A 25461-nucleotide genomic window follows, 5' to 3' on the forward strand; every position below is an offset into this window, starting at 1 on the left:
CACCGTGCAAGGGTCGCGACATGCGGGAGCGGGGGAGAGACGATGGCCGACCGGCAGCCGGGCTTCTCCAGACGACTGGGTATCGAGCGGATCCGGGCAGAGGACGGGCACTCCGAGCTGCGGCTCGCCATCGGCCCCGACCATCTCAACGACCTCGGCATCGTCCATGGCGGCGTGCTGATGGCCCTGGCCGACGAGGCCATCGGCATGGCGGCCTTCACGGCGGTGCCGCCCGGCACGGTCGTGGTCACCGCCGAGCTGCACGTGCACTTCCTGATGCCGGCTCGCCAGGGGGCCCTGGTGGCGCGCGGGCGGATCTGGAGGGCAGGGCGCCGCCTCGTGACGGGCGAGGCGGTTATCGAGCTACACGACGCTCACCGGCCTCCCGAGGTGGTCGCACGCGCCACCGGCACGTGGGCCACCGTCACGCCGGCCGTCCCGTTGCCGTCGAGCGAGTAGCGCCGGAGGCCTGGGCCTCGGAGCCGGCCGACTCCCGCAAGGCCCGGCGCAGCACCTTGCCGACCAGGGTCTTGGGCAGTTCGTCGATGAAGACATACTGCCGCGGCACCTTGTAGGCGGCCAGGCGCTCGCGGCAAAACGCCTCGAGCTGGTCGGGGGTGGCCGTCTGCCCCTCCTTGAGCACCACGTAGGCCCGCACCGTCTCGCCCCGGTACGGGTCCTCCACGCCCACCACGGCCGCCTCCTTGACGGCCGGGTGCTCGTAGAGGACGTCCTCCACCTCGCGTGGGTAGATGTTGAAGCCGCCGGCGATGATCAGATCCTTCTTGCGGTCGACGATGTAGAAGTAGCCGTCCTCGTCCATCCGCGCCAGGTCACCCGTCAACAGCCACCCGTCCTTGAGCACGGCCGCCGTCTCCTCGGGGCGGCGCCAGTAACCCTTCATCACCTGGGGACCCCGCACGGCCAGCTCCCCGACCTCGCCGGGGGGCAGCGGCTCGCCGGACGCCGGGTCCACGACCCGGGCCTCGGTGTCGGGCCAGGGCAGGCCGATGCTCCCGGCTTTGCGACGCCCCCAGATGGGGTTGGAGTGGGTGACGGGCGAGGCCTCGGTCAGGCCGTAGCCCTCGATGAGGCGGCCGCCGGTCAACCGTTCGAAGGTCTCCTGGACGGTCACCGGCAACGGGGCCGCGCCGCTGATGCAGGCCTCCAGCGAGTCGAGGCGGTAGCGCTCCACGTCCGGCAGGGCGTTGATGGCCACGTACATGGTGGGCACGCCCGGGAAGAGCTGGGGCCGGTAGCGCTGCAGCAGCTTGACGGCCTCGCGCGCCTCGAAGCGGGGCATCAAGACCATGGTCGCGCCGCTCATCACCGCGAAGTTGAGCACCGTCGTCAGGCCGTAGACGTGGAAGAACGGCAACGCCGCCAGCACCGTGGTGGGCTGGCCCCTGAGCTTGTAGAGCCACGCCTCGATCTGGGTGCAATTGGCGGCCAGGTTGAAGTGGGTCAGCACGACGCCCTTGCTGGTGCCGGTGGTGCCTCCCGTGTACTGGAGCAGCGCCACGTCCTCTCGGGCCCGCACCGGGGCAGGGCCGTCGGCGGGCGGGTGATGCAGCAAGGAGCGGAAGTCGTGCCGGGTCACCCCCTCGGGCAGCCGGACGGCGGGGGGTGGGCCGCTGGAGTGGGCCCCCCCGCGTCGACGCCTCTCCCGTCGGGCCTGCGCCGCCTGCCGCAGCGGGTAGAGCAGCCGGAGCGGGGCGGGCAGGAAGTCGGCCACCGAGGTGACGATGACGTGGCGGATGCCCGCGTCGCTCGCCACCTGGGCCAGGCGCGGCAGGAGCAGGTCGAGGGCGACGACCACGCGCAGATCCGCGTCCCGCAGCTGGTGGAGCAGCTCTCTCGGCGTGTACAGCGGGTTGGTCATCACCACCACGCCGCCCAGCCAGAGGACGGCGTAGTAGGCGATGACGGCCTGCGGCACGTTGGGCAGGATGATGGCGACCCGGTCGCCGCGTCCAACGCCCAGGGAGGCAAGCGCACCTGCAAGGGCTCTCACGTGCTGACGCAGCTGGGCGTAGGAGAGCCGGGCGCCGAAGTAGACGGTCGCCGCCCGGTCGGGGTGGCGGGCTGCCGTGTCTTCCAGCCACCGGGCGAGGTTGATCTCGGGATAGGACAACGAGGCAGGGACCTCGGCGGGGTAATGCCGAAGCCAGGGACGTGCATCGTAAACGCTTCCAACCCCCACCGCCCAAACCCCCTTCTCGCCGGGCCGACCCGACGGCTCGTGAGCCAGCGGCCGGTCCGAGACGGCCGGTAGATAGCAGTAAAGTTCGTCAGTACCACTACGGTTTCCCTGCTCTCGGCCGCCTCGCCGTTGACAGCGATCTCACGAGGGAGGGGCGGACGCCTCGACGTGCGCCTCGGAGAGGCTCAGCCGCAGTCGGTCCAGGCCCAGCAGGCGCTGGACGGAGCCGGCCAGCCCGGGCCAGCGCAGCAGCCCATCGGCCTTGACGACCCCCACCTCCGGGTCGAGCCAGATGAGGCTCTCCAGGCGGCTGCCCCAGGTGTCCTTACGCGACAGCCGGATGCGGTAGGCCTCGTAGACGCCGGCGGGTACCCCCACCCGCTCCAGGGCCTCCACGACGCCCTCCACTTCGTCCCATCCCCGCGACGAGCCGCTGACCACGGGATTGCGCCATTGCCACCGGCGGCCCACCTCGAGGGGGAGGGCGATGGTCAGCTCGGGCGGATCGAAGGCCAGCCGCCACAGCGGCCGCCCGAGAAACGAGAAGACGCGGTCCACGGTGAAGAGCCCCGAGCTGCGCAGAGCCAGCTGTTCCTCCATGGCGGCGCCGGCCACGCGGATCTCCCAGCGGTAGCGGCGCGCGCCGTCCACCACGCCGGGCTCCTCGTCCAGCCGGACCCGCACCGCTCCCAGGTCGGAGGTATAGAGCCAGCGACTGCCTCCCCGCACGTAGGGCAGGGGAGGCGGCCCCTCGTCGGCGCCTCGCGCCGGTTGCAAGCTGGCTGCCACCATCAGCGCCACGACCAGGATCCACGTCATGCGCTACTGGTTCGAGTCGGCGGGAGGCGAGCCTCCTCGGTCCGGCGTGGATGGCCCTCAACCCTGGTCGTCATCTCGGCCCTGGTCCCCGTCCTCCGCGGCGCGCTCATCCTCCGGGGTCTGACCGGTGCCCTGGTCCGTGGGCTGGCTGTCGGATGGCGACGGCGTCGGCTGCTCCGCGGCCGGGGGCGTGGCGTTGGCGGGCGGCCGCTGGGACTCTGGACGCTGCGCCTGGGGCGCTGACGTCGATGGGCGCTGCGGGGGCGTGGTTTGCTCTTGGGGAGCGGCCTGCTGCTGGGGCTGGCGTGCCGGGGCCACCACCTCCGGGATCACCTTGGCCACCGTCTCGGCCGTGCGCTGGGGGTCCACCGCGGGCGTGCTCACCAGCACCTCGTGGCGCAGGCGAGGGTCCCCAGACTCGAACCCCTCCAGCACCACCGTGGTGGTGTCACCCGGTGCCAGGGCCGCGATGAGCGCCTGGCGCCGCTGCACCCGCGGCTCCGCCTCGGGATCCTCGGGATCGCTGATGATGAGGAGAGCGTGCACGGGCTGGGCGAGCTGACGGTCCAGGCGATTGGTGACGGTGGCCTGCACCGAGAAGGAGCCCGAGACCCGCTCCGGCACCACCCGCACCCGCGTCAGGGCCACGGGCGACGCCTTCTCGGCCGGGGTCCGTCGTTCGCCCTCCGACTGCTGACGGGCTCGCTCCAGCTGGGCGATCTGCTGGCGCAGCCGTGCGGCCTCCTGGGAGCTTCGCCACTGCCCGGCCAGCGCGCCACCGGCCAGCAGCAACAGCAGCACCGAGGCGGCCGCTCCCACTCGCAGCCATCGTTCGTACGGCATGTCGTCACCCCTCTGCTGGAGAGTATGGTGACGTTGGGCGCCTCCCACCCGTCGACTCTGCTGGTCCGACCGGGAAGGAATGACGCAACGGGCGGTGAACCTACCCGGGTCACCCCGAATGGGGGCGAAGGTCGAGGAATCCAGGATGTCGAGCGAGTCCCGCCTGCCAGAGCCTCACCCCCGGCGGTGGCAGATCCTCTCCGCCATCGCGATCGGGACGCTGATGGGTCCGGTCGATGGCAGCGTCGTCAACATCGCCCTGCCGGTCATCACGCAGAGATTCGGGACCACGCTGGCCATGGCGGAGTGGATCGCCATGGCCTATCTGCTGGTCATCAGCAGCGTCCTGTTGACGTGGGGACGGCTGGGCGACATGTATGGCCACCGGCGGATCTACCTGGGAGGCTTCGCGGTCTTCACCCTGGGGTCCCTCTTGTGCGGCGCGGCCGGGGGCATCGGCTGGCTGGTCGCCTTCCGGGTGGTGCAGGCCCTGGGGGCCGGCATGATGCTCGCGTCGGGGCCGGCCATCATCACCGAGGTCTTCGCGCCCACCGAGCGCGGCCGGGCGCTCGGGCTCAACGCGGTGGCCGTCGCCGTGGGGCTCTCCATCGGACCCGTGCTCGGAGGCTTCCTGGTGGAGCATCTCGGGTGGCGCTCCATCTTCTACATCAACCTACCCATCGGGCTGGTGGGCATCGCCTGGGCCTACCGGGTGCTGCCACCGCCGACGGCGGTGCGACCGGCGGCCTTCGACGTCCCCGGCGCACTGACCCTCTTCGGCGCCCTCTTCTCCCTGCTGCTGGCCCTGAGCCAGGGGGAGATCTGGGGATGGAGGGCGCCCGCGACGCTGGCGCTGGCGGCCCTGGGAGTGGTGGGGCTCCTCGTCTTCGTGGCGGTGGAGCGCCGTGCGGCGGCACCCATGGTGGACCTCTCCCTCTTCGACAACCGGGTCTTCGTCCTGGCCAACGCCAGTGCCCTCACCAACTTCATGGCGCAGTTCTCCGTCACGTTCCTGATGCCGTTCTTCCTGCAGTTTGCGCTGGGCATGCCGCCCGATCGGGCTGGCACGGTCATGCTGGGGTTGCCGGCCGCGATGATGGTGGTGGCGCCGCTGGCCGGCTACCTGTCCGATCGCTTCGGCTCGCGCTGGCCGGCCGTGACGGGGATGACGATCCTGGCCGCCGGCATCGTCAGCATGAGCCAGCTCGACGCGGGGGCATCGGGTTCGGGCATCTTCTGGCGTCTGGCCGTGCTTGGCCTGGGCGCGGGCCTCTTTCAGACGCCCAACAACAGCGCCATCATGGGCAGCGTGCCCCGGGATCGGCTCGGCATCGCCGGCGGGATGCTGGCCAGCATGCGCAACATCGGGATGGTGCTGGGCATCGGCGTGTCGGGCGCGGTCTTCATGGCGACAGCGGGTGGGCGCCCCGAGCTGGCGGCCGCGGACCTGGATCTCTTCCTCTCCGGCATGCACGCGGCGATGAGCACGGGAGCGGCCTTCGCCCTGCTGGGGGCGGTGGCGGCGTGGGCCGCCCGCACCAGCTCATCCGGCCCGGGGCGCCGGGCCTGGCGCGAACGCGCCGCCCCGGCCCAGCAGTGAGCGAGGAGGCGACACGATGGGCAAGCTTCCCTACGGGCTGTGGCCCAGTCCCCTGACGCCGGCCCGCATGGCCGCGGGAGTGCGCCTGACGGACGTGGCGTGGGACCCCTCCGGGCGGGCCCTGGTCTGGCGCGAGGAGCGGTCGGGGCAGGGCGTGTTGGTGGCCGCCGAGCCGGGCGCGCCGGGCGCCGCGATGCGGGAGCTGACGCCGGCCGTCTCGGTGCGGGCACGGGTGGGCTACGGGGGCGGCGACTTCGGGGTGGGCGACGGCGTCGTCTACTTCGTGGGCGACGACGCCCGGCTCTACCGCAAGCCTCTGCAGGAGGGGACGGCCCGGCCGTTGATACCCGCCTTCGGGTCGCCAGCCTCGCCGACGCCCTCGCCCGACGGGCATCTCGTCGTCTACGTCCACTCCTACGAGCGCCGCGACGTGCTGGCCGTGGTCGACGCCGAAGGCCGGGCCTGGCCTCAGGTGCTGGTCTCGGGGCACGACTTCTACATGCAGCCGGCGTGGCACCCGTCCGGGCGGATGCTGGCCCTGGTCGCCTGGCGGCACCCCAGCATGCCGTGGGACGAGACGGCCCTCCTGCTGGTCCATCTCGACGGGGGCAGCGGAGCGGGCGGGCGGCTGCCGGTCGCCACGCGGGTCGAGACCCTGGTCGGCGGCGAGGGGTCGGGCATGTCCGTCTTCCAGCCGGTCTTTTCGCCCGATGGCCGCTGGCTGGCCTACGTCGGCGACGAGGGCGGCTGGGGCAATTTGCACCTGTACGACCTGGAGCAGCGGCGAGTGAGGGCCGTCTGGGCGGAGCCGGCCGAGCACGGGCGGCCCGCCTGGGTGCAGGGCATGCGGACACTGGCCTGGAGCCCCGACAGCCGGCGGGTCTTCGTGCTGCGGAGCCGGGAGGGCTTCGGGGAGCTGTGGGCCTACGACGTGGAGCGCCGGGCGGCCTCGAGGCTGGGCGGCTCCGATGGCGGCCCGCTGGGGGCCTACACGGCCCTGGACCAGATCGCCGTGTCGCCGGCGGACGGCCGCATCGCGCTGCTGGCGTCGTCGCCCTCCATCCCGTGGCGGCTGGTCACGGTCGACGCCGATGGGTCGGAGGGGGCCGTCTGGCGGCGCTCCGAGGCCGAGGAGATTCCCGCCTCGTACTTCAGCGCGCCCCAGCCGCGCACGTGGAGGGCGCCCCAGGGCGGCGACGTCCACGGCCTCTACTACGCGCCCGCGCACCCGGAGTTTCGGTCGGATGGGCCGCCCCCGCTCATCGTGCGCGTGCACGGCGGTCCCACCTCCCAGGCGGAGGCCGAGTGGTCGCCGGCCGTGGCCTTCTTCACCAGCCGGGGCTATGCGGTGCTGGAGGTCAACTACCGGGGCAGCACGGGCTACGGTCGGGCCTATCGGGATGCCTTGAAGGGCCACTGGGGCATTCACGACGTGGACGACGCCATCAGCGGCGCCCGGGCCATGGTGGAGGCCGGACTGGCTGACCCCGGCCGGCTGGTCATCATGGGGGGCAGCGCCGGTGGCTACACCGTGCTGCGTGCGTTGACCACCCATCCCGGCTTCTTCAAGGCGGGGATCTGCCTGTACGGGGTGGCCAACCTCTTCACCCTGGCGGACGAGACGCACAAGTTCGAGGAGCGCTACCTCGACTCGCTGGTGGGCCCTCTGCCCGAAGCGTCCGCGGCCTACCGGGATCGCTCGCCGGTCTTCTTCGCGGACCGCATCCGGGACCCCATCGCCATCTTCCAGGGCGACGAGGACCGGGTCGTGCCCAAGAACCAGTCCGACGCCATCGTGGAGGTGCTGCGGCTCCGGGGGGTGCCCCACGAGTACCACGTCTATCCGGGCGAGGGCCACGGCTGGCGGCGGCGTGAGACGGTGGAGGCCTTCTATCGGGCGGTGGAATCGTTCCTGCGCCGGTACGTCGTCTTCGCCTGACCGGCCCCACGCTTCGGGCGATTGGGCCGGGCCCCGGCCGGGGGTATAATGGGTGCGGACGCCAGGCTCGCTCGAGGAGGGGGACATCGATGGGAGCCAAGGGACGGCAGATCGTCGAGCTCGACGTGGGGCAGCTGGTGCAGGAGTTGAAGCGGGCCTACCTGGACGAGCTCCTGGCCTTCTACTCGTACTGGATCACCGCCGCCGTGGCGGAGGGCTTCGACGGCGAGGAGCTGGCCGAGCACTTCCAGGAGGAGGCCAAGGAGGAGCTCGAGCATGCCCGGCGCCTGGCCGAGCGGATCCAGGAGCTGGGCGGTGACCCCGTGGTGCCGCCCTCCCAGTGGGAGGCGGGCGCCAACGCGCCCTTCACGGCGCCCCGCCCCGATCGCACCGACGCCCGGGGGATGCTGGAGGATCAGCTCAAGGCCGAGGCGGGTGCCATCGAGACGTACAACCGCATCGCCAAGATGACCTTCGGCAAGGACCCCGTCACGTACCACCTGGTGACGGAGCTCCTGGCCGACGAGGTGGGGCACGAGGAGTTCTTGGAGAACTTGCTGGGCAAGCGGTGAGTCAGGTCCCAGCACGCTCCACGGTGGCCGCCACGTCCTGGACCGGGCCGCCCAGGGGGGCGCCGGGCTTGTGCACCCGGACCTGGAGCCGGCGCAGGCGCGGCCCGTACCGGGCGACGATGGCGTCGGCGACCCGGTCGGCGAGGGTCTCGATGAGCTGGACGCTGGGGCCCTCCACCACCTCCTGCACGGCCCGGTACACCTCGGCGTAGTCGACCGTGGTCTCCAGACGGTCGTCGCGAGGGGCCGTCCGCAGCCAGAGCCGCACGTCGACGGCGAAGGGTTGCCGGGCGGCCCGCTCCGCCTCGTAGACGCCGTGGCGCGCCGAGAAGGTCATGCCCTGCACCTCGACGGTGTACGTCCGCTCCGGGGGCGATTGGCAGCGGCGCCACGGCCCCCGGCAGACCGCATCGGCCACGGCCGCCACCTTGCGCATCGCCGCCACGTCGTGCACCCGGACGATGTCGGCCCCCCCGGCCACGGCCAGCGCGACGGTGGCCGCGGTGCCCTCCAGGCGCTCGAGCGGGGGCACGTCACCCAGGGCCTTGCCGACGAAGCTCTTGCGGGACGTCCCCACCAGCAGCGGCGGCGCCGGTGCACCGGGCAGCGTCGCCAGGCGGTGCCACTCGCCCAGGCGTGCCAGCAGCTCATAGTTGTGCTCGGCCGTCTTGGCGAAGCCGAAGCCCGGGTCGACGACGATGCGATCGGGGTCGACTCCGGCCGCCAGGGCCGCGTACAGGCGCTCGACCAGCTCCCGGGCGGAGTCGGCCACCACGTCCCGGTAGGTGGTCAGGCCCTGCATGGTGGCGGGGGTGCCGCGCATGTGCATGATGACCACCCCGACGCCCAGGCGGGCTACGGTGCGGGCCATGTCGGGATCGTAGGCGAGCCCGGAGACGTCGTTGACGAGCTGCGCCCCCGCCTCTACCGCAGCCTCGGCCACTCGGGCCTTGCGGGTGTCGATGGAGACGGGCACGTCGGTCTCCGCGGACACGGCTCGGATGACGGGGAGGACCCGGCGCAGCTCCTCGTCGACCGGCACCTCCTGCGAGCCGGGCCGGGTCGACTCGCCCCCGACGTCGATGAGGTCAGCGCCCTCCTGCACCATCTCCAGGGCCCGGCGGATGGCGGCGGAAGGCTCCAGGTACGCCTCCCCATCGGAGAAGGAGTCGGGCGTGACGTTGAGGATGCCCATGACGTAGGTCCGCTCGCCCACCGCGTAGCGGCGGGTGCGCACCGGCAACAGGCGCGCGCCACCGCCTCCCGCTGGCGGTGCTACAATGGGTGAGACGGTCATGCCAACCACCTCGCCTGTCGTCGTCTACCTCAGCCTGGGCTCCAATCTCGGGGACCGGGCGGCCAACCTGCGCCGGGCCGTCGATGCGGTGGCCGCGCTATCCGACACCTCCGTCGAGCGGCTATCGGACGTCTACGAGACCCGGCCGTGGGGGCCCGTCTCCCAGCCGGACTTCCTCAACCTGGCGGCTGCCATCTCCACCACCCTCGGCCCCGAGCAGCTGCTGCGGGGCCTCCAGGCCATCGAGACGGCGCTGCGGCGGGTGCGCAGGGTGCGCTGGGGGCCCCGCACCATCGACATCGACATCCTGCTCTACGGCGAGACCCATCTGGCCTCTCCCGAGCTGACCCTGCCTCATCCCCGCATGCTGGAGCGGGCCTTCGTCCTGGTGCCCCTGGCCGAGATCGCGCCGGACCTGATGGTGGCCGGCCGCTCGGTCGCCGACCACCTGCGGTCGCTGGGCGACGTGAGCGGCCAGGTGCGCCGCCTCGGGCCGCTGCGGGGTCAGTCCTGACGCGCCAGCTCCCGCAGGGAGCGCAACGGCCGCCGCTGCTCGCCGGTCACCGCGTCGAAGGCCCACGGCCACGGCGGGGTCCAGCCTCGCAGGATGGCATCCGCCACGCGGGCCGCGCGTACGTTGGCGCGCACGTCGTGCACCCGTACCACGTCCACCCCCAGCGCCACCAGGGCGGCGGTCGCGCCCAGGGTCCCCTCCAGGCGGTCCCCGATGGGGGCGTCGACGAGGTTGCCGATGACGCTGGTGCGCGAGTGGCCCACCAGGATCGGGTGGCCCAGGGCCTTGAGCCGCGGGAGCTCCCGCAGGAGGGCCAGGTTGTGCTCGGTCAGCTTGCCCACGCCGATGCCGGGGTCCACCATGATCCGGTCCGGCGCGACGCCCGCCTGTCGGGCCGTCTGGATCGACGCCTGCAGGTAGGCCGTCACCTCCGCCACCACGTCGTCGTAGCGGGGCTGGCGTGCCGGCTGGCGGGCGCTGCCCTGCAAGTGCATGACGACGAGCCCCGCCCCGTGGCGCGCCACCACGCCTGCCATCTCGGGGTCCTCGTGGAGGCCGCTGATGTCGTTGATGATGTGGGCACCGGCCTGCAAGACGGCCTCCGCCACCACGCTCTTGTACGTGTCGACCGAGATGGCCACCTCGAGGTGGCGAGCGATCCACTCGATGACGGGCAGCAGGCGCTCCAGCTCCGCGGCGGGGTCCAACTTCTCGGCCTCAAGACGGGCACTCTCAGCGCCGACGTCAATGATGTCGGCTCCTTCTTCGACCATCTCCTCGGCCCGGGCGACGGCCCGATCGAAGGCCAGGTAGCGGCCCCCGTCGGAAAAGGAGTCGCGCGTCACGTTGAGGACGCCCATGACGTAGGTGCGGCGTCCAAAGCAGAAGCGCTTCGGGCCGAACGTCACCGTGCGGGGGGCGTCTTGCACCAGCCGACCCTCCCCGGCGCTGGGATGGGCCGCACCGGCCCCGGTCGTCGAGCCGGTCGGTGGGGCCTGCGCTTCGGCACGGAGTCGTTACTTCCTGCCAGGCCGCGAGCCCAAGGTGGCGCTGCCAGGAGGTTGAGGGAATGGGCCGGCAGAGGGTGCAGCGGGTGTGGCGTCCCGTCGTCGTCTATCTCGTCGTCGCCTGGGCATGGATCCTCGTCTCCGATCTCCTGCTGTACCGGGTGCTGCCCCCCGGCGCGTCGTGGCTGCCCGCCGCCAGTATCGCCAAGGGGCTCCTCTTCGTCCTGGTGACGGGGCTGTTGCTCTTCCGGGCCATTTCTGTCGAGTTGCGGGCGCTCGAGCGCACTTCTGACCAGGTGCGTCTGCTCAACGACGGCCTGCGCCTGCTCGCCTCGGTGCAGCGCCTCTTCGGTCGCAGCGACGAACCCCGACGCCTGGTGGACGACGCCTGTCGCCTGCTGGTGGACGGGCGCCACCTGGTAGCTGCCTGGATCGCCGCGCTCGACGAGTCGGGCACGGGGGTGCGGCTCTGGGGCCAGTGCGATTTCGGAGAGGGCGGGGGCGACGAGGCCCCGGGCTCCGGACATGCCGAGCGGCTCCTCTTCTCCCGCCCCGCCTCCATCGCCTTGCGCGAGGGGCGCGCCGCGACCGTGGCGCTCGACGAGTTGCCCCGTGACGACCCCCAGCGGGCCCTGGCGCGGGCAGGGGCCCGGCTGGCGGTGGCGTTGCCCATGAAGCACCACGGCAGGGTACTGGGCGTGATGGGTCTCTACGCGGCCGGCGCGTGGCATCCCGATGGCCGATGGCTCTCGCTGCTCCAGGAGATCGCCGACGCGGTGGCCACGGGGCTCTACGTGGCCTCGCTGGAGCGGGCGCGCCAGGAGAGCGAGCGCCTGGTGCGGCTGCAACTGGTGCGGGCCGAGGCGATGCGGGACCGCGACCCCCTGACGGGCGTGTACAACCGCCAGCGCTTCGAGCGGTTCGTCGGCGACGAGGTGGAGAGCAGTCGGTCCGAGGGGCGACCGTTCGCGCTGGTGGTGCTGGACCTGGACCGCTTCACCGAGGTCAACGCCCGCTTCGGGCACAGCGCGGGCGACCAGGTGTTGCGGGTGGTGGCGTTGCGGCTCCAGCAGGCGGTACGGCTGGCCGAGCGGATCGGGCGCATCGGGGGCGACGCCTTCGCCGTGCTGCTGCCCGGCGTGGACGCCCAGCAGGCGCTCGCCACCGCCCGCGCCGTCCTGGACCGGGTCTGCGGCTCGCCGGTCGAGGTCGGCGGCGCCAGCGTACCCGTCAGGGCCACCGCGGGCGTGGCCGCCTTTCCCGATCACGGGCGCACCCGCATCGAGCTCCTCAACGCTCTCGACACCGCCCTCTTGTCGGCGCGTGAGCAGCACGTGCCGCTGGCCATGTTCGACCCGGCCTCCCACTCGTTGCGGCTCCAGGCCTACGGACGCGGGGAGGAGGTCCGACGGGCACTGCTGGATGGACGCATCGTGCCCGCCCTCCAACCGGTGGTCGACCTGCGCTCGGGCGCGATCTGGGGATACGAGGTCCTGGCACGCATCAAGGGGGACGGCCAGGTCATCGAGGCCAGCCGCTTCATCCGGGAGGCCGAGGCGTACGGGTTGATGGAGCAGCTGGAGTCGCAGATGCTGCAGCACGTGGCCGACCTGTGGGCCAGCGGCAGGCTGGGCGAGCGGCGGCTCTTCGTCAACGTGGCGCTGGATCTGCTGGGGGAGGCGAGCTATCGCCGGCTCTTGCTGGAGACGCTCGATCGGCATCCGGGCCTGGCGCGGCGGGTGGTGCTGGAGCTGACCGAGCGCCACTCGCTGCCGGAGGGGGAGGCCGTCACCCGGTTCGTCGAGTCGCTCAAGTCTCGAGGGGCCCAGCTGGCGCTGGACGACTTCGGAGCGGGTTACTCCTCGCTCGGCTATTTCCGACGGGTGCCCATCGACTACGTCAAGATCGACGGGAGCCTGGTGCGGGGCGTGGCACGCAGCGAGATGGACGAGCGGGTGGTCGCGGCCATGCGACGGGTGGCTCAGGAGCTGGGAGCCGAGACCGTCGCCGAGTGGATCGAGGACGAGCCGACCGCCGTCACCCTGCGAGAGCTGGGCATACGCTTCGGCCAGGGCTACTACCTGGGCCGCCCCTTCCTGGCCGAGGAGCTGCTGGCGTCGCCTGACCGGGGCGACGGGGTGGGGCGATAGTCACCCGATCGTCGCGCCCGCTATACACCGATCATCCACACTACACGTGGCCGGGGAAGATGGCGTCGTGGCGGCCTCCGAGGCCGTCGACCAACGACTCGTCCACAGGGTTTCCACAGCCTGTGTCCACAGGCGGTCCGCCGCGGCTCACGCTCGCGACCCGGGCGTCATCCGTCCCGGCGGCAGGATGCCCAGGGTGATGGGGGAGGCCCGACCGACCTCCTCGCGCAGCGCTTCCCAGCGGGCGACCGGGATGGCCAAGAAGGCCTCCACGATCTCGGGGTCGAAGGCGCGCCCTCCGGCCTGTGCGATGGTCTCCCGGGCCTTCTCGAAGCTCTCGGCGGGTCGGTAGGAGCGCTCCGACGTGATGGCGTCGAGCCAGTCGGCGATCGCGAACAGCCGGGCCGACAGCGGGATCTGGGGCCCCTGGAGGCCCCTGGGGTAGCCGGAGCCATCCCAGCGCTCGTGGTGGTAAAGGGGAATCTCGGCTGCGTCCCGTAGGAAGGCGACGCCTTGCAGGATCTGGTAGCCCAGCTCGGGGTGCAGGCGCATGATGCGCCATTCGTCCGCGTTGAGCGGGCCCGCCTTTCGCAGGATGCTCTCCGGCACCAGGATCTTGCCGACGTCATGGAGGATGGCGCCTCGACGCAGGTTGGCGAGCACGCCCGGGTCGTCGATGCCGACGGCCGTGGCCAACTCCAGGGTGTAGGCGGCGACGCGCTGGGAGTGGCCGGGACTCTCCTGGGCGCGCGTATCGAGCGCCGCGGCCAGGGCCCCCAACGTGGCGTCGAAGGCCGTCTCGACCTGGCGCAGAGAGGCCAGCAGGTGAGAAGACGACGCATCCGGCCCCGCAGCTGCCATCCGGCTCGATCCTGTCCCGGTGAGGCTCCGCCCATTCCGCTTATCGACCAGAGAAGGGCCTCCTTTCAGGACATTCGTCCCGAAGGGATGCCAGGCGGCCCGTCCAATACCCGGGGTCAAATCACCGGCTCGAGCCGGGGGGGTGGCGGCGGGTGCAGGAGTCCTTCTGGCAGCGTTATTGGCGCTTTCCCATCATCTGGAAGGTCCTGATCGGGTTCGTGGCGGGCGCCGTGACGGGACTCGTGGTAGGGCCGTCCATCGAGGTCGTGCAGCCGCTGGGCACGCTCTTCCTGCGGCTGCTGCAGATGCTGGTGATGCCGCTCGTCTTCTTCACCCTCATCGTGGGGGCCGCCTCCATCCGGCCGTCGCAGCTGGGCCGGGCGGGGGTCAAGATCCTGGTCTACTACCTGCTGACCTCGGCCGTGGCAGTGACGCTGGGCGTGTTGCTGGCGCTGGCGGTGAGCCCGGGCCAGGGCCTGTCGATGCCGGGCCAGGGGGGCGAGGCCCGCATGCCGCCGCCGATCAGTCAGGTGCTCCTGGGCATCGTCCCCACCAATCCGTTCGCGGCCCTGGCGCAGGGCGACGTGCTGGCCGTCATCTTCTTCGCCCTGGTGGTGGGCGTGGCGCTGGGCGCGCTGCGCCACTCGGGAGAGGCGGGGCGGGCGTCGCTGAGCGAGGGCCTCTTGGCCATCTTCCGCGGCATCAATGAAGTCATGTTCGTGCTGGTACGGGGCGTGCTGGAGTACGCCCCCATCGGCGTCTTCGCCCTCATCGCGGTGACGCTGGGGCGGACCGGTGTCGCGGCGCTGGTGCCCCTGGCCAAGCTGACGGGCGTGGTGTACGGCGGGGTCCTCCTTCAAATCCTCTTCTACTCGCTCTTGCTCGCCTTGCTGGGAGTCGGGCTCCGCCGGTTTTGGAGCGCCGCGCAGGAGCCCATGGCGATGGCCTTCGTCACCCGCTCCAGCAACGGCACGTTGCCCGTCACCATGCGGGCCGCCGGGCGGCTCGGCATTCGCGAGGCGCTGTACGGCTTCTCGTTGCCGCTGGGGGCCACCATCAACATGGACGGCACGGCGCTGTACATCGGGGCGTCGGTGGTCTTCGTGGCCAACGTGGCGGGTATCGATCTGACACCGGGCCAGCTGCTGGGCGTCATCGTCACGGGGGTGCTGGCCTCCATCGGCACCGCTGGCGTGCCGGGCGCGGGCCTCATCATGCTGTCGCTGGCCATCACCCAGGCGGGGTTGCCGATGGCGCCGGTGGGGCTGGTGGCCGGCATCGACGCCATCCTCGACATGGTGCGGACCATGTGCAACGTGACGGGCGACCTCGTCGGCACCCAGGTCGTGGCCCGCACCGAGCCCGACTTCGTGGAGGCGCCGACCCGGGCGCCGGCCGAGGGGGTCGGTGTGCCGAGCTGACGGGCGCGGCCGCCCCGCGGCGAGACCGCCGCCCGAGCCTGGGCGAGGGGGGAGCGCCGATGGCGGAGCGGTACCACAACTTCATCGAGGGTGAGTGGGTGCCCGCACTCGACGGGCAGGTCCAGGAGGATCGCAGCCCCGCGGACCGGGACCGGGTGGTGGCGGAGGTGCCACGCTCGTCCGGGGCCGACGTCAGCCGGGCGGTCGAGGCCGCCCGGCGCGCCTTGGCGGGGTGGAGCCGCACCAGCCCCGTAGGTCGGGGCGAGATCCTGTACCGGGCGGCCGCCATCGTCCGCAGCCGCGCCGAGTCCATCGCCCGGCTGTTGAGCCTGGAGGAGGGCAAGCCCATCGGGGAGTCACGGGCCGAGGTGGCGCGGGCCGCCCAGATCCTGGAGTACTTCGGGGGCGAGGGAGCCCGGCTGGCGGGCGAGACGCTGCCATCATCCCGCCCGGGGGTCTTCCTCTTCACCGTGCGGGAGCCGCTGGGCGTCGTCGGCATCGTCACCCCGTGGAACTTCCCCATCGCCATCCCTGCCTGGAAGCTGGCGCCGGCCCTGGTGGCCGGCAACACCGTCGTCTTCAAGCCGGCCAGCCAGGCGCCCGCCACGGGGCTGGAGCTGGTGCGGGCCCTGGCCGAGGCGGGGCTGCCGCCCGGCGTCCTCAACGCCGTGGTGGGACCCGGCTCCGTGGTGGGCGAGGCACTGCTCGGGGCCGAGGGCGTGCGGGCCGTCTCCTTCACGGGCTCGACGGCCGTCGGCTCCCGGCTGTACCAGGACGCGTCGCGCCGGGGCCTGCGGTGCCAGTGCGAGATGGGCGGCAAGAACCCGCTGGTCGTGCTGGCCGACGCCGATCTGGAGCGAGCCGTGGAGGTGGCGCTGGACGGCGCCTTCCGATCGGCGGGGCAGCGGTGCACCGCCACCAGCCGGATCATCGTGGAGCGGCCCATCGCCGCGGCGTTCGTGGAGCGCTTCGTGGAGCGGGCGGCGGCGCTGCGGGTCGGCGACCCCCTCGACGAGGCGACCTACGTGGGGCCCGTGGTGGACGAGACCCAGATGGAGAGCATCCTCGGCTACATCCGTACCGGCGTCGAGGAGGGGGCCCGGCTGGTGCTGGGAGGCCGCCGCCTGACGGAGGGGGAGCTGGGGCGGGGCTTCTACGTCGCGCCGACGGTCTTCGTGGAGGCGCGCTCGCAGATGACCATCGCCCAGGAGGAGATCTTCGGTCCCGTGGTGGCCATCCTCGAGGCCGCGGACTTCGACGAGGCCGTCCGGCTGGCCAACGACACCCGCTACGGCCTGTCGGCCTCGGTCTGCACCCGCGACCTGGCCCGGGCGCACCGCTTCATCCGGGAGGTGGAGGCGGGGGTGGTGGGGGTCAACGTGCCCACGGCGGGCGTCGAGTTCCAGGCGCCCTTCGGCGGGACCAAGGCCTCCGGCACCCCCTTCAAGGAGCAGGGCAAGGTGGCCGTCGACTTCTACTCCCAGCTCAAGACCGTCGCCCTCCGCTACGAGGGCTGAGCCCGGGAACCCCCGCGGGCTGCTCGACCCGGGCAAGGCGATCCTGGCGTGCGGTGCGTGACGGGGAGGCCGACCCCCGCTGCCCGGGCCACCTGCGCCAGCGCCCGCTCCACGTCGCGCCAGATGTCGTCGATGGCCTCCGCCCCGACCGAGACCCGCACCAGCCGGTCGACGATGCCGAGCCGCCGGCGCTGATCGGGCGGGAGGGCGCGATGCGAGGTGGAGGCGGGGTGAGAGAGGGTGGTGCAGACTTCGCCCAGGCTGGGGACCAGGCGCACCATCTCCAGCGCCGTCACGAAGCGCTCGACCACGAGCGGCACGGGCGACTGCGGGCCGGACGACGGCGACGCGTCGCGCAGGACGAAGGCCAGCATGGCCCCGAATCCGCCCGACAGCACCCGGGTCGCCGGGCCGCCGGCGGGCTCGAGTCCGGGATAGTGGACCCGCTCCACGGCGGGATGGGCGGCCAGCCGGCGCGCCAGCTCCAGGGCATTGGCGCTCTGCCGCTGGATGCGAAGCGCCAGTGTCTCGAGCCCCCGCAGCACCAGCCAGGCCTCGAAGGGGCCGGCCGTGGCGCCCAGCACCATGCCCTTGCGCCGTATCTGCGAGACCAGCTCCGCCGGGCCGGCCACGACGCCCAGCGAGACGTCGCCGTGCCCTCCCATGAACTTGGTAGCGCTCTCCACCACCAGATCCGCCCCCAGCGCCAGGGGCCGGCAGAGGATGGGGGTGGCGAACGTGTTGTCGACCACGAGCCGACAGCGCCCGTGCTCCCGCACGAGGCTCGCCAGGGCGGGCAGGTCGGGCACTCGCATGAGGGGATTGCTGATGGTCTCGGCCAGCACCACCCCGGTCGACGGCCGTAGCGCCTGGCGCACCGCCGCCGGGTCGCCCACGTCCACCTGGGTGAAGGTGACGCCGAAGCGCGCCAGCTCCTCGGCCACCGCCCGGTAGGTGCCCCCGTACACCTCCTCGGGCAGCACGACGTGATCGCCCGGGCCGAGCAGCCCCCACAGGGTCGTGAAGATGGCGCCCATGCCCGAGGCGGCAGCCCAGGCGTCCTCGGCGCCCTCCAGGGCCGCCACCGACCGCTCCAGCGTCGCCACCGTGGGGTTGGCCTCCCGGCTGTAAGAGAAGCTGCGGGGCGGGCCGGTGCCCTGAGCCGCTTCGACTCGGGCCAGGTGCGCGAGGCTGTCGAACTCGAAGACGGCCGTCTGATAGATGGGCGGCGAGACCGGTCGCTCCTCCACGGGCGGGCGATCGTGCCCGGCACGGGCCGCGACGGTCTCGAGGCGCCACGACCGGTCGTGCCGCTCGAAAGGCTCGGATGCCTCAGGCATGGTCCCATCCCTCTCCTCGCTCGAGGATGTAGAGGTTGCGGTGGCCCTCCCGCACGAAGCCCGCGACCTGGTAGCCGGCGGCGAAGCTCGCCGTGAAGACCTCGCGGGCATGCATGCGCCACTGCATCGCCAGCTCCGGCTCGCTGCGGAGCAAATCGGCGAAGTCGTGGGGGATCTGGACGGCGAAGCGGGGCGCGTCGGGCAGGTCGAACCCCGCGGGTCGCTCGCCGTCGACCCGGTTGGCCACGGGAAGCGACGCCACGCCGGGCATCACCTCGGACGTCTCCTCGATGGGGCCCCGCGCCAGTCGCCGGAGAGCGGCCTCGACTCTCGGGCTGGTCAGGTGCCACTCCGCCAGGAACCGGTCGGTGGGCGTGCCCGCGTTGATACCGCTCAAGGGGCCGTAGTGGTCGATCAGATAGTGGCGTACCACGCATCCCAGTTTGCGCACGTTGAGGTTGGCGTTGAGGCCCATCAACGGGTCGTAGGTCCAGTCCACCCGCCGGATGCCCCTGGCCAGGCACCACGACCGCTGGAAGAGCTTGAGGCGCACGGCGACCCCGACGCCCCGGCACTCGGGCCTCACCGCCAGCATGTGGGAGTGTTGCCGGTGGGGATCGGCGGTGGGAAAGCTGAAGACGAAGCCCACCAGCCTCGGCCCGTCGAAGGCGCCCGCGACCAGGCCGCCCTCGCTGGCGATGGCGATCATCGCCGCCGCCGGCACCACCTCCAGGTCGGTCATGCCCCATGCGGCCTGCTGGATGGCCTCCACCTGCTTGAACTCGGCTGCCCCTTCCAGGGGGCGTACCGTGTAGCGATCCATGGCCTCAGCCACCCACCACGACCGGGTCGCCGACGGTGATGCGCTCGACCAACTCCCGGTCCAGCGTCACGCCGATCCCCGGCCCGTCGGGCACGCGCATGATGCCGTCATGAGCCTCCAGGGGCTCGCGGATGATGTCGCGGGCCCAGTAGCGGCTCGCGCTGGCCACGTCCCCCGGCTTGGTGAAGTCGGGCAGCGTCGAGATGTGCAGGTTGTGGGCGCGCCCGATGCCGGCCTCCAGCATGCCGCCGCACCAGACGGGCGCGTCGAAGGCGGCGGCTACGTCGTGCACCCGGCGCGCCTCCAGGTGGCCGCCGACGCGGCCCACCTTGACGTTGATGACCCGGGCCGCGCCCATCGCCAGGGCGATGCGGGCATCCCGGGCGCTGGTGATGGACTCGTCGAGGCAGATGGGCGTGCTGAGCCGTGCCTGGAGCAGGGCGTGGTCGTGCAGGTCGTCGAAGGCCAGCGGCTGCTCGATGTAGTCGAGCCCGAGGCGATCGAGCGCCACGAAGGTCGACAAGTCGCTCAACCGGTAGGCCGAGTTGGCGTCCACCGTCAGCGGGATGTCGGGGAAGCGCTCGCGCACCGCCTCGACCACGGCCACGTCCCAGCCGGGCCGGATCTTGAGCTTGATGCGGCGGTACCCCTGCGCCACGTGGCGTGCCACCGCCTCGAGGGTGGCCTCGATGGAGGGCTGGATGCCGAGGCTGACCCCGGCGGCAACCTCCTGGCGCACCCCGCCCAAGATCTGCCACAGGGGGCGGCCCAGGGAGCGGGCCCACAGATCCCAGAAGGCCGTCTCCACAGCGGCCTTGGCCATGCGATTGCCCCGGATGGGTGCCATGCTCTGGACCAGGGCCTCGGGGTTGGCGAAGTCTCGCCCGACGACGCGCGGCAGGATGCTCCGCGACAGGACGCTGCGGGCCGTCTCCACCGTCTCCTCTCGGTAGAGGGGCGCCTCGTCCGCCACGCACTCGCCGTAGCCCTCGAGCCCTTCGCCGTAGAGGGTGACCAGGAGGATGGACCGCTCCGTGGTACTGCCAAACGAGGTCTCGAAGACGAAGTTGAGGGGCATGCGCACGACGCGCAGCTCCACGCGCTCCACGCGCACTGCCACGACCTCCTGCGGGAGACTGCCACGACACTACGGCGTGCCGAGTGGCATCCCTCTCTCAGCGGGGGTCGGGTCGACCGGCGCGATGATGGGACGGGAGGCGGATCCGATGGCGCGAGCCCAGGCGCTGGCCGAATACCTGGAGGCCCATCGCTCGCAGATGATCGCGGAGATCGAGGAGCTGGTCCGGCTGGAGACCCCGTCGGGAGAGGAGGCCGCCCTGAGAGCGGCCGCGGACGTGGTGGCGAGCCGGTGGGAGGGGCTCGGGGCGCGCGTGCGACGGCATCCCGTGCCCGGCGTGGGCGTGCACCTGGAGGTGACCCTGGCCCCCGAGGCCTCGGATGGCGGCGCGGCGCTGGTGCTGGGGCATCTCGACACCGTCTATCCCGTGGGCACGCTGCAGGCGTGGCCGTTTCGCACGGAGGGCTCGCGGGCTTACGGCCCCGGAGCCTACGACATGAAGGCCGGCCTGGTGATGATGGCCTGGGCGGTGCAGGCGCTCTGCGCGATGGGGTCGGCTCCCCGGCGTGCCGTGCGCCTGCTGGTGACGGCCGACGAGGAGGTGGGCAGCGGCTCCTCCCGGGCGCTCATCGAGCGGGCAGCCCGGGGGGCGGCCCTGGCCCTGGTGCTGGAGCCGGCGGCACCGGGTGGGGCGGTCAAGACGGCGCGCAAGGGGGTCGCCCGCTATCGCATCGAAGTGACGGGCAAGAGCGCCCACGCCGGCAACGACGTCGGGCGGGGCGTCAGCGCGATCGTGGCGCTGGCCCAGCTGGTCCTGGCCGCCCACGGCCTCTCCCGGCCCTCCGACGGCACCACCGTCAACGTGGGCGTGGTGGGGGGCGGCACGCGGCCCAACGTGGTGCCGGAGCGGGCCTGGGCCGACGTCGACGTGCGCTTCGTCACCCGGGCCGAGGCCGAGCGGGTGGACCGGGAGATGCGCGCACTTGCCGCCTCCGACGGCGCTCGCGTCGAGGTGACGGGAGGCGTCGACCGCTGGCCACTGGAGCGCACCGGGGCCGTGGCCGAGCTCTACCGGCAGGCCCGGGAGGCCGCGGCCGAGCTGGGCATCGAGCTGGCGGAGGCGTCGGTGGGAGGCGCCAGCGACGGCAACATCACAGCGGAGCTGGGGCTGCCGACCCTGGACGGGCTCGGCCCCGTGGGTGACGGCGCGCACTCGGCGGCCACCGAGTACGTGGACCTGAGCGAGCTGCCGCGACGCACCGCCCTGCTGGCCTGCCTGCTGGAGCGCCTCTAGGCCCGGGGGGCGAGGGCCGTGCCCTGGGTGCCGTAGAGGGCCCGGTAGATGCGGTACGAGCGGTCGACGCTCTGGACGTAGCGGCGGGTGGCCGCGATGGGGATCCGCTCGACCCAGAGCTCGACGTCCGCCGGCGGGCCGCCCTGCAGCCAGCGATCCACCCGGCCCGGGCCGGCGTGATAGGCCGCCACGGCCACCCGCGGGTCGCCGTATCGCTGCAGCAGGTAGCCCAGATAGGCGCTGCCGAGCCGTACGTTGACGGCGGGGTCCCAGAGGCTCTCGGCTCCCTGCCAGGGTAGGCGCAGACGATCGGCCATCCATCGGCCCGTCGAGGGCAAGAGCTGCATCAGTCCGTGGGCATCGGCGCTGGAGAGGGCTTCGGGGGCGAAGGCGCTCTCCTCCCGCATCACGGCCCAGACCAGCAGAGGGTCCACCTGTGCGTCGGCTGCCGCTGCCCGCACCAGCCCCTCATAGGGCCGTGGGAAGACGGCCGCCCAGACCCAGGCCTCACTGCTTGGTAGCAGCCGCTGGGCATGGCGCATGGCCGCGCGGTGGTCGCCCGCCTCCTCTTCCCATCGGACCAGGGTCGGCCACCATGCCGCCAGGTCGGCGTCGCCCTGCGAGGCGGAGGCCACGGGCTCGGCTGCAGCGGCGAGCCGATAGCGCAACTCTTGCAGTGCGTCGCGTACCCGGCCGGCGGCCCGCAACGCCTCGACATCGGGGGGCAGGAATGCCGTCGGGGGCCGGTGGCCCGGCTCGAGCTGGGGCAGCGTCGAGCGTCCGGATGCCAGCTCCGGCCAGCGCTCCCGCGCCAGGGCGGCGTAGTAGGAGAGGGGGTAGGACTCCAGGAGCCGGCGCACCCGTTCCGCTCGGGCGTCTGGTTCGAGGCGCGCCGACCAGTAGAGCAGCCAGGCATCCCGCACGCCGGCGTCGCCCAGTTGCCGCAACAGCTGCCGGGCGAGCCCCAGGGAGACGACCCCCGAGGGCCCATCGCCGGTCTCCACGGCCCGCAGGGCCTGGGGGTCGCAGACGGCCGCGAAGGTGGCCGCCAGCGCCTCCTGCCACCCGGTGGTGCCCCTCGCAGCGGGCCCGAGTCGGTCCACGAGCTGCAGGGCACCCGAGACGTCCCCGTCATCCAGCGACTGCCGCACCAGCCTCGACAGGGCCTCCCCCGCGGCCGCGGTACCGGGGGCCTCCTCGACCACCCGACGCAGCAGAGCGTCGGCCGCCACGCGGTCGCTGGTCTGCAGGGCGGCGGCCAGCTGCAGGCGGAGCGCGGCCACCCGCGGCGCCGGGAGCCCCTGACGCTCCGCCTCCTCCAGGGCCTGCCGCAGCCGCTCCGCCTGTCGGCCGCGCTGCCCCAGCGCCTCCAGGCCCCGCGCCAGCTCGGTCCACGCGTCGACGGTGAGCCAGCGCCACTCGGTGGCCGACAGGACCGCGACGCCATCCTGCCATCGCCCCGAGCGATAGAGCGCCCGCGCGTAACCCAGCCGGCGCGCCTCCCCCTCCGGGCCGTCCGCCGCCGCCTGGGGGGCGACTCGAGCCAGCTGGGCCAGCACCGACGCCCGCAACGGGCCGCGGTAGGCCAGGAGGGGATCCTCGGCGGCCGCCAGCAGCGCATCCATCGCGGCCACGGGCTCTCCAGCGGCCGCCAGCGCCTGGGCGAGCAGCAGGCGCGCCTCGAGCCGGTCGTCCTCCCATGCGACGGCCAGCGCCTCCCGGGCCGCCTCGACGGCCCTTTCCGGCTCGCCCAGCGCCAGCCGGGCCCGAGCCTCCAGCGTCCGGTGCCGCCACGCGGCGTAAGGGGTCCAGGGCACCTCGGCGGCCTCCATGCCCTGCAGCTGCCGGAGGGCGCCGGCGGCGTCGCCCGTCACCAGGGCTCGCTCGGCCTCGTCGATCCAGGTGTGCAGGTCGGACAGCGATGGGCTGCCGGGCGCCTGCACCGACCCGGGCGCCAGCAACGCGAGCAGGGCCACGAGCCCCGCCGAGCCGGCCCTGCGCCGCGTCGAGGGGCGCTCACGCTGGGGGCCGGTGCCGCCCCGCCGTCGTCCCGTCTGCAGCCAACTCGCTCCCCACACGCCCACCGCCGCGCCGATGACGTCCGCCGTCCAGTCTGCGAGCGAGGGGCTGCGCCCGGGCACCCAGCTCTGGTGCCACTCGTCCACGCCGGCGTACAGCACGGCCGTGGCCAGGGCCAGCAGCGGGGCGTGCGGCCGACCTCGCCAGGCCACCTCCAGCGTCACCCCGAAGACGAGGTACGCGAGGCCGTGCATGAGCCAATCGGGCGCCACCAGCCGGTCCAGCCGATCCCCCGGCAGGCCCGAGACCAGCCAGTTGGCCACCATGTAGGCGGTGGCCGGCAGCCACCGCAGCAGGGCGCGCCAGGCGCGGCTCGTCTCCCCGTGCTGGAGAGGCGCGTCGGCGGGGCGCTGGCGCAGGGCGTCGTCGCCGGGCCGGTCGGATAGGGGCACGATGCTCATCCCTCCAAGGCGTGAAGCCGGGCCGGGTCGACCCGCACGTGCAGCACCGCCGGCCCCTCGGCTGCCAGGGCCCGACGCAGCGCCGGCTCCACGGCGTCGACCCGCTCCACGGTCTCGGCGTACGCGCCGAAGGCCCGCGCCAGCGCCGCGAAGTCCGGGTTGAGCAGGCCGTGGACCGACAGGCGGGCCGGCTCGTCGGTGCGCCGTCGGTGGTGAGCGTAGACCGTGCCGTACAGGGCGTTGTCGAAGACCAGCGCCCGCACCGGCAACGCCAGTCGTACGGCTGTCGCCAGCTCCGACGCCGTCATGAGGAAGCCGCCGTCGCCCGCCAGGGCCACGACCGGCCGACCCTCGGGGCCCCATCGCCCCGTCGCGCCATCGGCCAGGGCCACGCCGATGGCGGCGGGCAGGCCGTAGCCCATGGCGCCCGAGACGGGGGCGAAGTGCGTGCCCGGCTGCCGGAATCGGTAGTAGCGCTGGTACCAGGTGGCGAAGTTGCCCGCGTCGCTGACGATCGCGGCCTCGGAGGGCAGGAGGCGGCGCAGCGCTGCCACGACGGCTGTCGGGGTGAGCGGACCGCCGGTCGACTCCGGCGGACGCGAGAAGCGCTCGTACCGGGCATGGCAGGCCTGTACCAGGGCGTGACGGCCGGAGACCTCCCGGCGGGGACCTCGAGCCAGGGCGGCCCGCAGGAAGAGTCCGGCATCAGCCACCAGCGCCAGGCATTCCCGGGCCGGCAGCCTGGTCGCGGCCTGCGCCATGCTGACCGGGTCGACGTCGACCGTGACCAGACGCTCCCGCGGCACGCGGTAGCCCAGGGAGGTGACCTCGTTCCACTGGGTGCCGATGCCGACGACCACGTCGGCCTGCTCCAGCGGTCGCACCACTTCGGGGTCGTTGGCGAAGGCCAGCGTGCCGGCGTAGCACGGGTGGTCGTTGGGCAAGACGTCCATCCGCCGCCACGCCGAGTAGACGGGCAGCGCGAAGGCCTCCGCGAAGCGCGCCAGGGCCTGGCTGGCCCCGGCCATCAGCACGCCGCGCCCGGCCACCACCACGGGGCGCTCGGCTCGCTCGATCCAGTCGAGGGCCTGCTCCAGGCGCTCCGGATGCGGCACGGGCGGGTCGGCGGCGGGCAGGGCAGGGACCGTCTCGCCGCCGTCGGCCTCGAGCACGTCCTCGGGCAGGGCCACCAGCACGGGGCCCGGGCGGCCGAGACGAGCCACCACCAGCGCTTGCGCCACTGCCTCGGCGGCCCTCTCGGGCCGCGTCACCTCCACGGCCCACTTGACCACAGGACCCAGCGAGCGCGCCATCGCCAACTCCTGGAAGGCGTGGCGCCCGCGCTTGGGGGTGCCGACCTGCCCCGCGATGGCCACGACGGGCGACGCATCCTGGTGAGCCTGGTGAAGGGCGATGGCCAGGTTGAGCAGTCCGGGGCCCCGGCTCACCATGGCTACCCCGATGCCGCCGGAGGCCTTGGCGTAGCCGTCGGCCATGAAACCGGCGCCGCTCTCGTGACGGGTCGTCACGAACCGGAGCCCCGGCCGGGCGGCCACCTCGTCGAGCAGCGGCAGGTAGCTCTCGCCCGGCACGCCGAAGACGTGACGCACCCCGGCCCGCTCCAGCAAGTCGGCGACGATGGCGGCCACCCTCACCGCACGTCCTCCTCCCGGTGCCTGCCGGCCCCCGCTCGGGGCCGGCCG

20 protein-coding genes are annotated in these 25461 nt (G+C 72.9%); 9 read left to right on the forward strand and 11 right to left on the reverse strand.

Annotation, left to right across the window (positions count from 1 at the left end; genetic code table 11):
* Positions 1-42 precede the first annotated feature (42 nt).
* Positions 43-459, forward strand: a complete 417-nt coding sequence (locus VLY81_RS01545) for a PaaI family thioesterase (RefSeq protein ID WP_324669271.1) — start codon at positions 43-45, stop codon at positions 457-459.
* Here the strand turns inward: VLY81_RS01545 and VLY81_RS01550 are convergent.
* The 3 genes from VLY81_RS01550 to VLY81_RS01560 all read right to left on the reverse strand — a co-directional run bounded on the left by VLY81_RS01550 (position 425) and on the right by VLY81_RS01560 (position 3865).
* Positions 425-2134, reverse strand: coding sequence for a long-chain-fatty-acid--CoA ligase (locus VLY81_RS01550; protein ID WP_324669272.1), 1710 nt, complete (start codon positions 2132-2134; stop codon positions 425-427). The two genes, VLY81_RS01545 and VLY81_RS01550, sit on opposite strands and share 35 nt — an antisense overlap.
* 210 nt (positions 2135-2344) lie before the next feature.
* A complete protein-coding gene (locus VLY81_RS01555) occupies positions 2345-3022 on the reverse strand; it encodes a hypothetical protein (RefSeq protein ID WP_324669273.1) in 678 nt (225 codons plus the stop codon).
* Positions 3023-3079: 57 nt separating this feature from the next.
* Positions 3080-3865: a hypothetical protein gene (locus VLY81_RS01560; protein WP_324669274.1), complete on the reverse strand. Its 786-nt coding sequence runs from the start codon at positions 3863-3865 to the stop codon at positions 3080-3082.
* A gap of 145 nt (positions 3866-4010) precedes the next feature.
* Here VLY81_RS01560 and VLY81_RS01565 point away from each other — a divergent pair, with 145 nt between their 5' ends.
* From VLY81_RS01565 to VLY81_RS01575, 3 genes are all read left to right on the forward strand, one after another.
* Positions 4011-5465, forward strand: coding sequence for an MFS transporter (locus tag VLY81_RS01565; RefSeq protein ID WP_324669275.1), 1455 nt, complete (start codon positions 4011-4013; stop codon positions 5463-5465).
* 16 nt (positions 5466-5481) lie between these two features.
* Entirely contained in the window at positions 5482-7404 is a 1923-nt protein-coding gene (locus VLY81_RS01570) for a S9 family peptidase (protein WP_324669276.1), read from the forward strand.
* An 89-nt stretch (positions 7405-7493) separates the two neighbouring features.
* Positions 7494-7976: a ferritin-like domain-containing protein gene (locus VLY81_RS01575; RefSeq protein WP_324669277.1), complete on the forward strand. Its 483-nt coding sequence runs from the start codon at positions 7494-7496 to the stop codon at positions 7974-7976.
* Between the two features lies 1 nt (position 7977).
* Here the strand turns inward: VLY81_RS01575 and folP (VLY81_RS01580) are convergent, their stop codons facing one another.
* Positions 7978-9213: a dihydropteroate synthase gene (gene folP / locus VLY81_RS01580; RefSeq protein WP_324670442.1), complete on the reverse strand. Its 1236-nt coding sequence runs from the start codon at positions 9211-9213 to the stop codon at positions 7978-7980.
* A gap of 58 nt (positions 9214-9271) precedes the next feature.
* On the opposite strand from folP (VLY81_RS01580), the gene folK reads away from it, so the two are divergent.
* The gene (gene folK, locus VLY81_RS01585) at positions 9272-9787 is read left to right on the forward strand and encodes a 2-amino-4-hydroxy-6-hydroxymethyldihydropteridine diphosphokinase (RefSeq protein ID WP_324669278.1); all 516 of its coding nucleotides are present in this window, start codon (positions 9272-9274) and stop codon (positions 9785-9787) included.
* Here the strand turns inward: folK and folP (VLY81_RS01590) are convergent.
* Positions 9778-10716 (reverse strand): dihydropteroate synthase, encoded by a 939-nt coding sequence (gene folP, locus VLY81_RS01590; RefSeq protein ID WP_324669279.1) that lies wholly within the window; start codon positions 10714-10716, stop codon positions 9778-9780. The two genes, folK and folP (VLY81_RS01590), sit on opposite strands and share 10 nt — an antisense overlap.
* Before the next feature lie 140 nt (positions 10717-10856).
* On the opposite strand from folP (VLY81_RS01590), the gene VLY81_RS01595 reads away from it, so the two are divergent.
* Positions 10857-12944: a putative bifunctional diguanylate cyclase/phosphodiesterase gene (locus VLY81_RS01595; protein WP_324669280.1), complete on the forward strand. Its 2088-nt coding sequence runs from the start codon at positions 10857-10859 to the stop codon at positions 12942-12944.
* Between the two features lie 147 nt (positions 12945-13091).
* Here VLY81_RS01595 and VLY81_RS01600 read toward each other — a convergent pair whose 3' ends face one another.
* The gene (locus VLY81_RS01600) at positions 13092-13805 is read right to left on the reverse strand and encodes an HD-GYP domain-containing protein (protein WP_324669281.1); all 714 of its coding nucleotides are present in this window, start codon (positions 13803-13805) and stop codon (positions 13092-13094) included.
* Positions 13806-13957: 152 nt separating this feature from the next.
* Between VLY81_RS01600 and VLY81_RS01605 the strand changes: the two genes are divergently transcribed.
* On the forward strand, positions 13958-15226 hold the full coding sequence (locus VLY81_RS01605; protein ID WP_324669282.1) for a dicarboxylate/amino acid:cation symporter: 1269 nt from the start codon (positions 13958-13960) through the stop codon (positions 15224-15226).
* Between the two features lie 59 nt (positions 15227-15285).
* Positions 15286-16743 carry an aldehyde dehydrogenase family protein gene (locus tag VLY81_RS01610; RefSeq protein ID WP_324669283.1) on the forward strand — a complete coding sequence of 486 codons (1458 nt, stop codon included), beginning with the start codon at positions 15286-15288 and terminating at the stop codon, positions 16741-16743.
* On the opposite strand, the gene VLY81_RS01615 is transcribed toward VLY81_RS01610, so the two are convergent.
* From VLY81_RS01615 to menC, 3 genes are read right to left on the reverse strand one after another with little or no spacing between them, the layout of a single operon-like run.
* Positions 16731-18083: a trans-sulfuration enzyme family protein gene (locus VLY81_RS01615; protein ID WP_324669284.1), complete on the reverse strand. Its 1353-nt coding sequence runs from the start codon at positions 18081-18083 to the stop codon at positions 16731-16733. The genes VLY81_RS01610 and VLY81_RS01615 overlap by 13 nt on opposite strands.
* The gene (locus VLY81_RS01620) at positions 18076-18906 is read right to left on the reverse strand and encodes a GNAT family N-acetyltransferase (RefSeq protein WP_324669285.1); all 831 of its coding nucleotides are present in this window, start codon (positions 18904-18906) and stop codon (positions 18076-18078) included. The genes VLY81_RS01615 and VLY81_RS01620 overlap by 8 nt, the downstream gene beginning before the upstream one ends.
* Before the next feature lie 4 nt (positions 18907-18910).
* A complete protein-coding gene (gene menC / locus VLY81_RS01625) occupies positions 18911-20020 on the reverse strand; it encodes an o-succinylbenzoate synthase (RefSeq protein WP_405001401.1) in 1110 nt (369 codons plus the stop codon).
* 112 nt (positions 20021-20132) lie between these two features.
* On the opposite strand from menC, the gene VLY81_RS01630 reads away from it, so the two are divergent.
* The gene (locus VLY81_RS01630) at positions 20133-21278 is read left to right on the forward strand and encodes a M20 family metallopeptidase (RefSeq protein WP_324669287.1); all 1146 of its coding nucleotides are present in this window, start codon (positions 20133-20135) and stop codon (positions 21276-21278) included.
* Here VLY81_RS01630 and VLY81_RS01635 read toward each other — a convergent pair.
* Together VLY81_RS01635 and VLY81_RS01640 are read right to left on the reverse strand one after the other, a co-directional pair.
* The gene (locus tag VLY81_RS01635) at positions 21275-23758 is read right to left on the reverse strand and encodes a VanZ family protein (RefSeq protein ID WP_324669288.1); all 2484 of its coding nucleotides are present in this window, start codon (positions 23756-23758) and stop codon (positions 21275-21277) included. The two genes, VLY81_RS01630 and VLY81_RS01635, sit on opposite strands and share 4 nt — an antisense overlap.
* Positions 23755-25413: a thiamine pyrophosphate-binding protein gene (locus VLY81_RS01640; RefSeq protein WP_324669289.1), complete on the reverse strand. Its 1659-nt coding sequence runs from the start codon at positions 25411-25413 to the stop codon at positions 23755-23757. Before VLY81_RS01640 ends, VLY81_RS01635 begins: the two co-directional genes overlap by 4 nt.
* Positions 25414-25461: the final 48 nt, after the last annotated feature.

It is taken from the genome of Limnochorda sp. LNt (assembly GCF_035593265.1).
Lineage (GTDB): Bacteria > Bacillota > Limnochordia > Limnochordales > Geochordaceae > Geochorda > Geochorda subterranea.

What these genes read in the sequence shown, in the direction of transcription:
- VLY81_RS01595 (WP_324669280.1), top strand. Translation starts at nt 10,857, where the DNA reads ATGGGCCGGCAGAGGGTGCAGCGGGTGTGGCGTCCCGTCGTCGTCTAT.
- VLY81_RS01570 (WP_324669276.1), top strand. Translation starts at nt 5,482, where the DNA reads ATGGGCAAGCTTCCCTACGGGCTGTGGCCCAGTCCCCTGACGCCGGCC.
- VLY81_RS01565 (WP_324669275.1), top strand. Translation starts at nt 4,011, where the DNA reads ATGTCGAGCGAGTCCCGCCTGCCAGAGCCTCACCCCCGGCGGTGGCAG.
- VLY81_RS01600 (WP_324669281.1), bottom strand. Translation starts at nt 13,805, where the DNA reads ATGGCAGCTGCGGGGCCGGATGCGTCGTCTTCTCACCTGCTGGCCTCT.
- VLY81_RS01635 (WP_324669288.1), bottom strand. Translation starts at nt 23,758, where the DNA reads ATGAGCATCGTGCCCCTATCCGACCGGCCCGGCGACGACGCCCTGCGC.
- folK (WP_324669278.1), top strand. Translation starts at nt 9,272, where the DNA reads ATGCCAACCACCTCGCCTGTCGTCGTCTACCTCAGCCTGGGCTCCAAT.
- VLY81_RS01615 (WP_324669284.1), bottom strand. Translation starts at nt 18,083, where the DNA reads ATGCCTGAGGCATCCGAGCCTTTCGAGCGGCACGACCGGTCGTGGCGC.
- VLY81_RS01555 (WP_324669273.1), bottom strand. Translation starts at nt 3,022, where the DNA reads ATGACGTGGATCCTGGTCGTGGCGCTGATGGTGGCAGCCAGCTTGCAA.
- VLY81_RS01560 (WP_324669274.1), bottom strand. Translation starts at nt 3,865, where the DNA reads ATGCCGTACGAACGATGGCTGCGAGTGGGAGCGGCCGCCTCGGTGCTG.
- VLY81_RS01630 (WP_324669287.1), top strand. Translation starts at nt 20,133, where the DNA reads ATGGCGCGAGCCCAGGCGCTGGCCGAATACCTGGAGGCCCATCGCTCG.
- VLY81_RS01620 (WP_324669285.1), bottom strand. Translation starts at nt 18,906, where the DNA reads ATGGATCGCTACACGGTACGCCCCCTGGAAGGGGCAGCCGAGTTCAAG.
- VLY81_RS01610 (WP_324669283.1), top strand. Translation starts at nt 15,286, where the DNA reads ATGGCGGAGCGGTACCACAACTTCATCGAGGGTGAGTGGGTGCCCGCA.
- VLY81_RS01545 (WP_324669271.1), top strand. Translation starts at nt 43, where the DNA reads ATGGCCGACCGGCAGCCGGGCTTCTCCAGACGACTGGGTATCGAGCGG.
- VLY81_RS01575 (WP_324669277.1), top strand. Translation starts at nt 7,494, where the DNA reads ATGGGAGCCAAGGGACGGCAGATCGTCGAGCTCGACGTGGGGCAGCTG.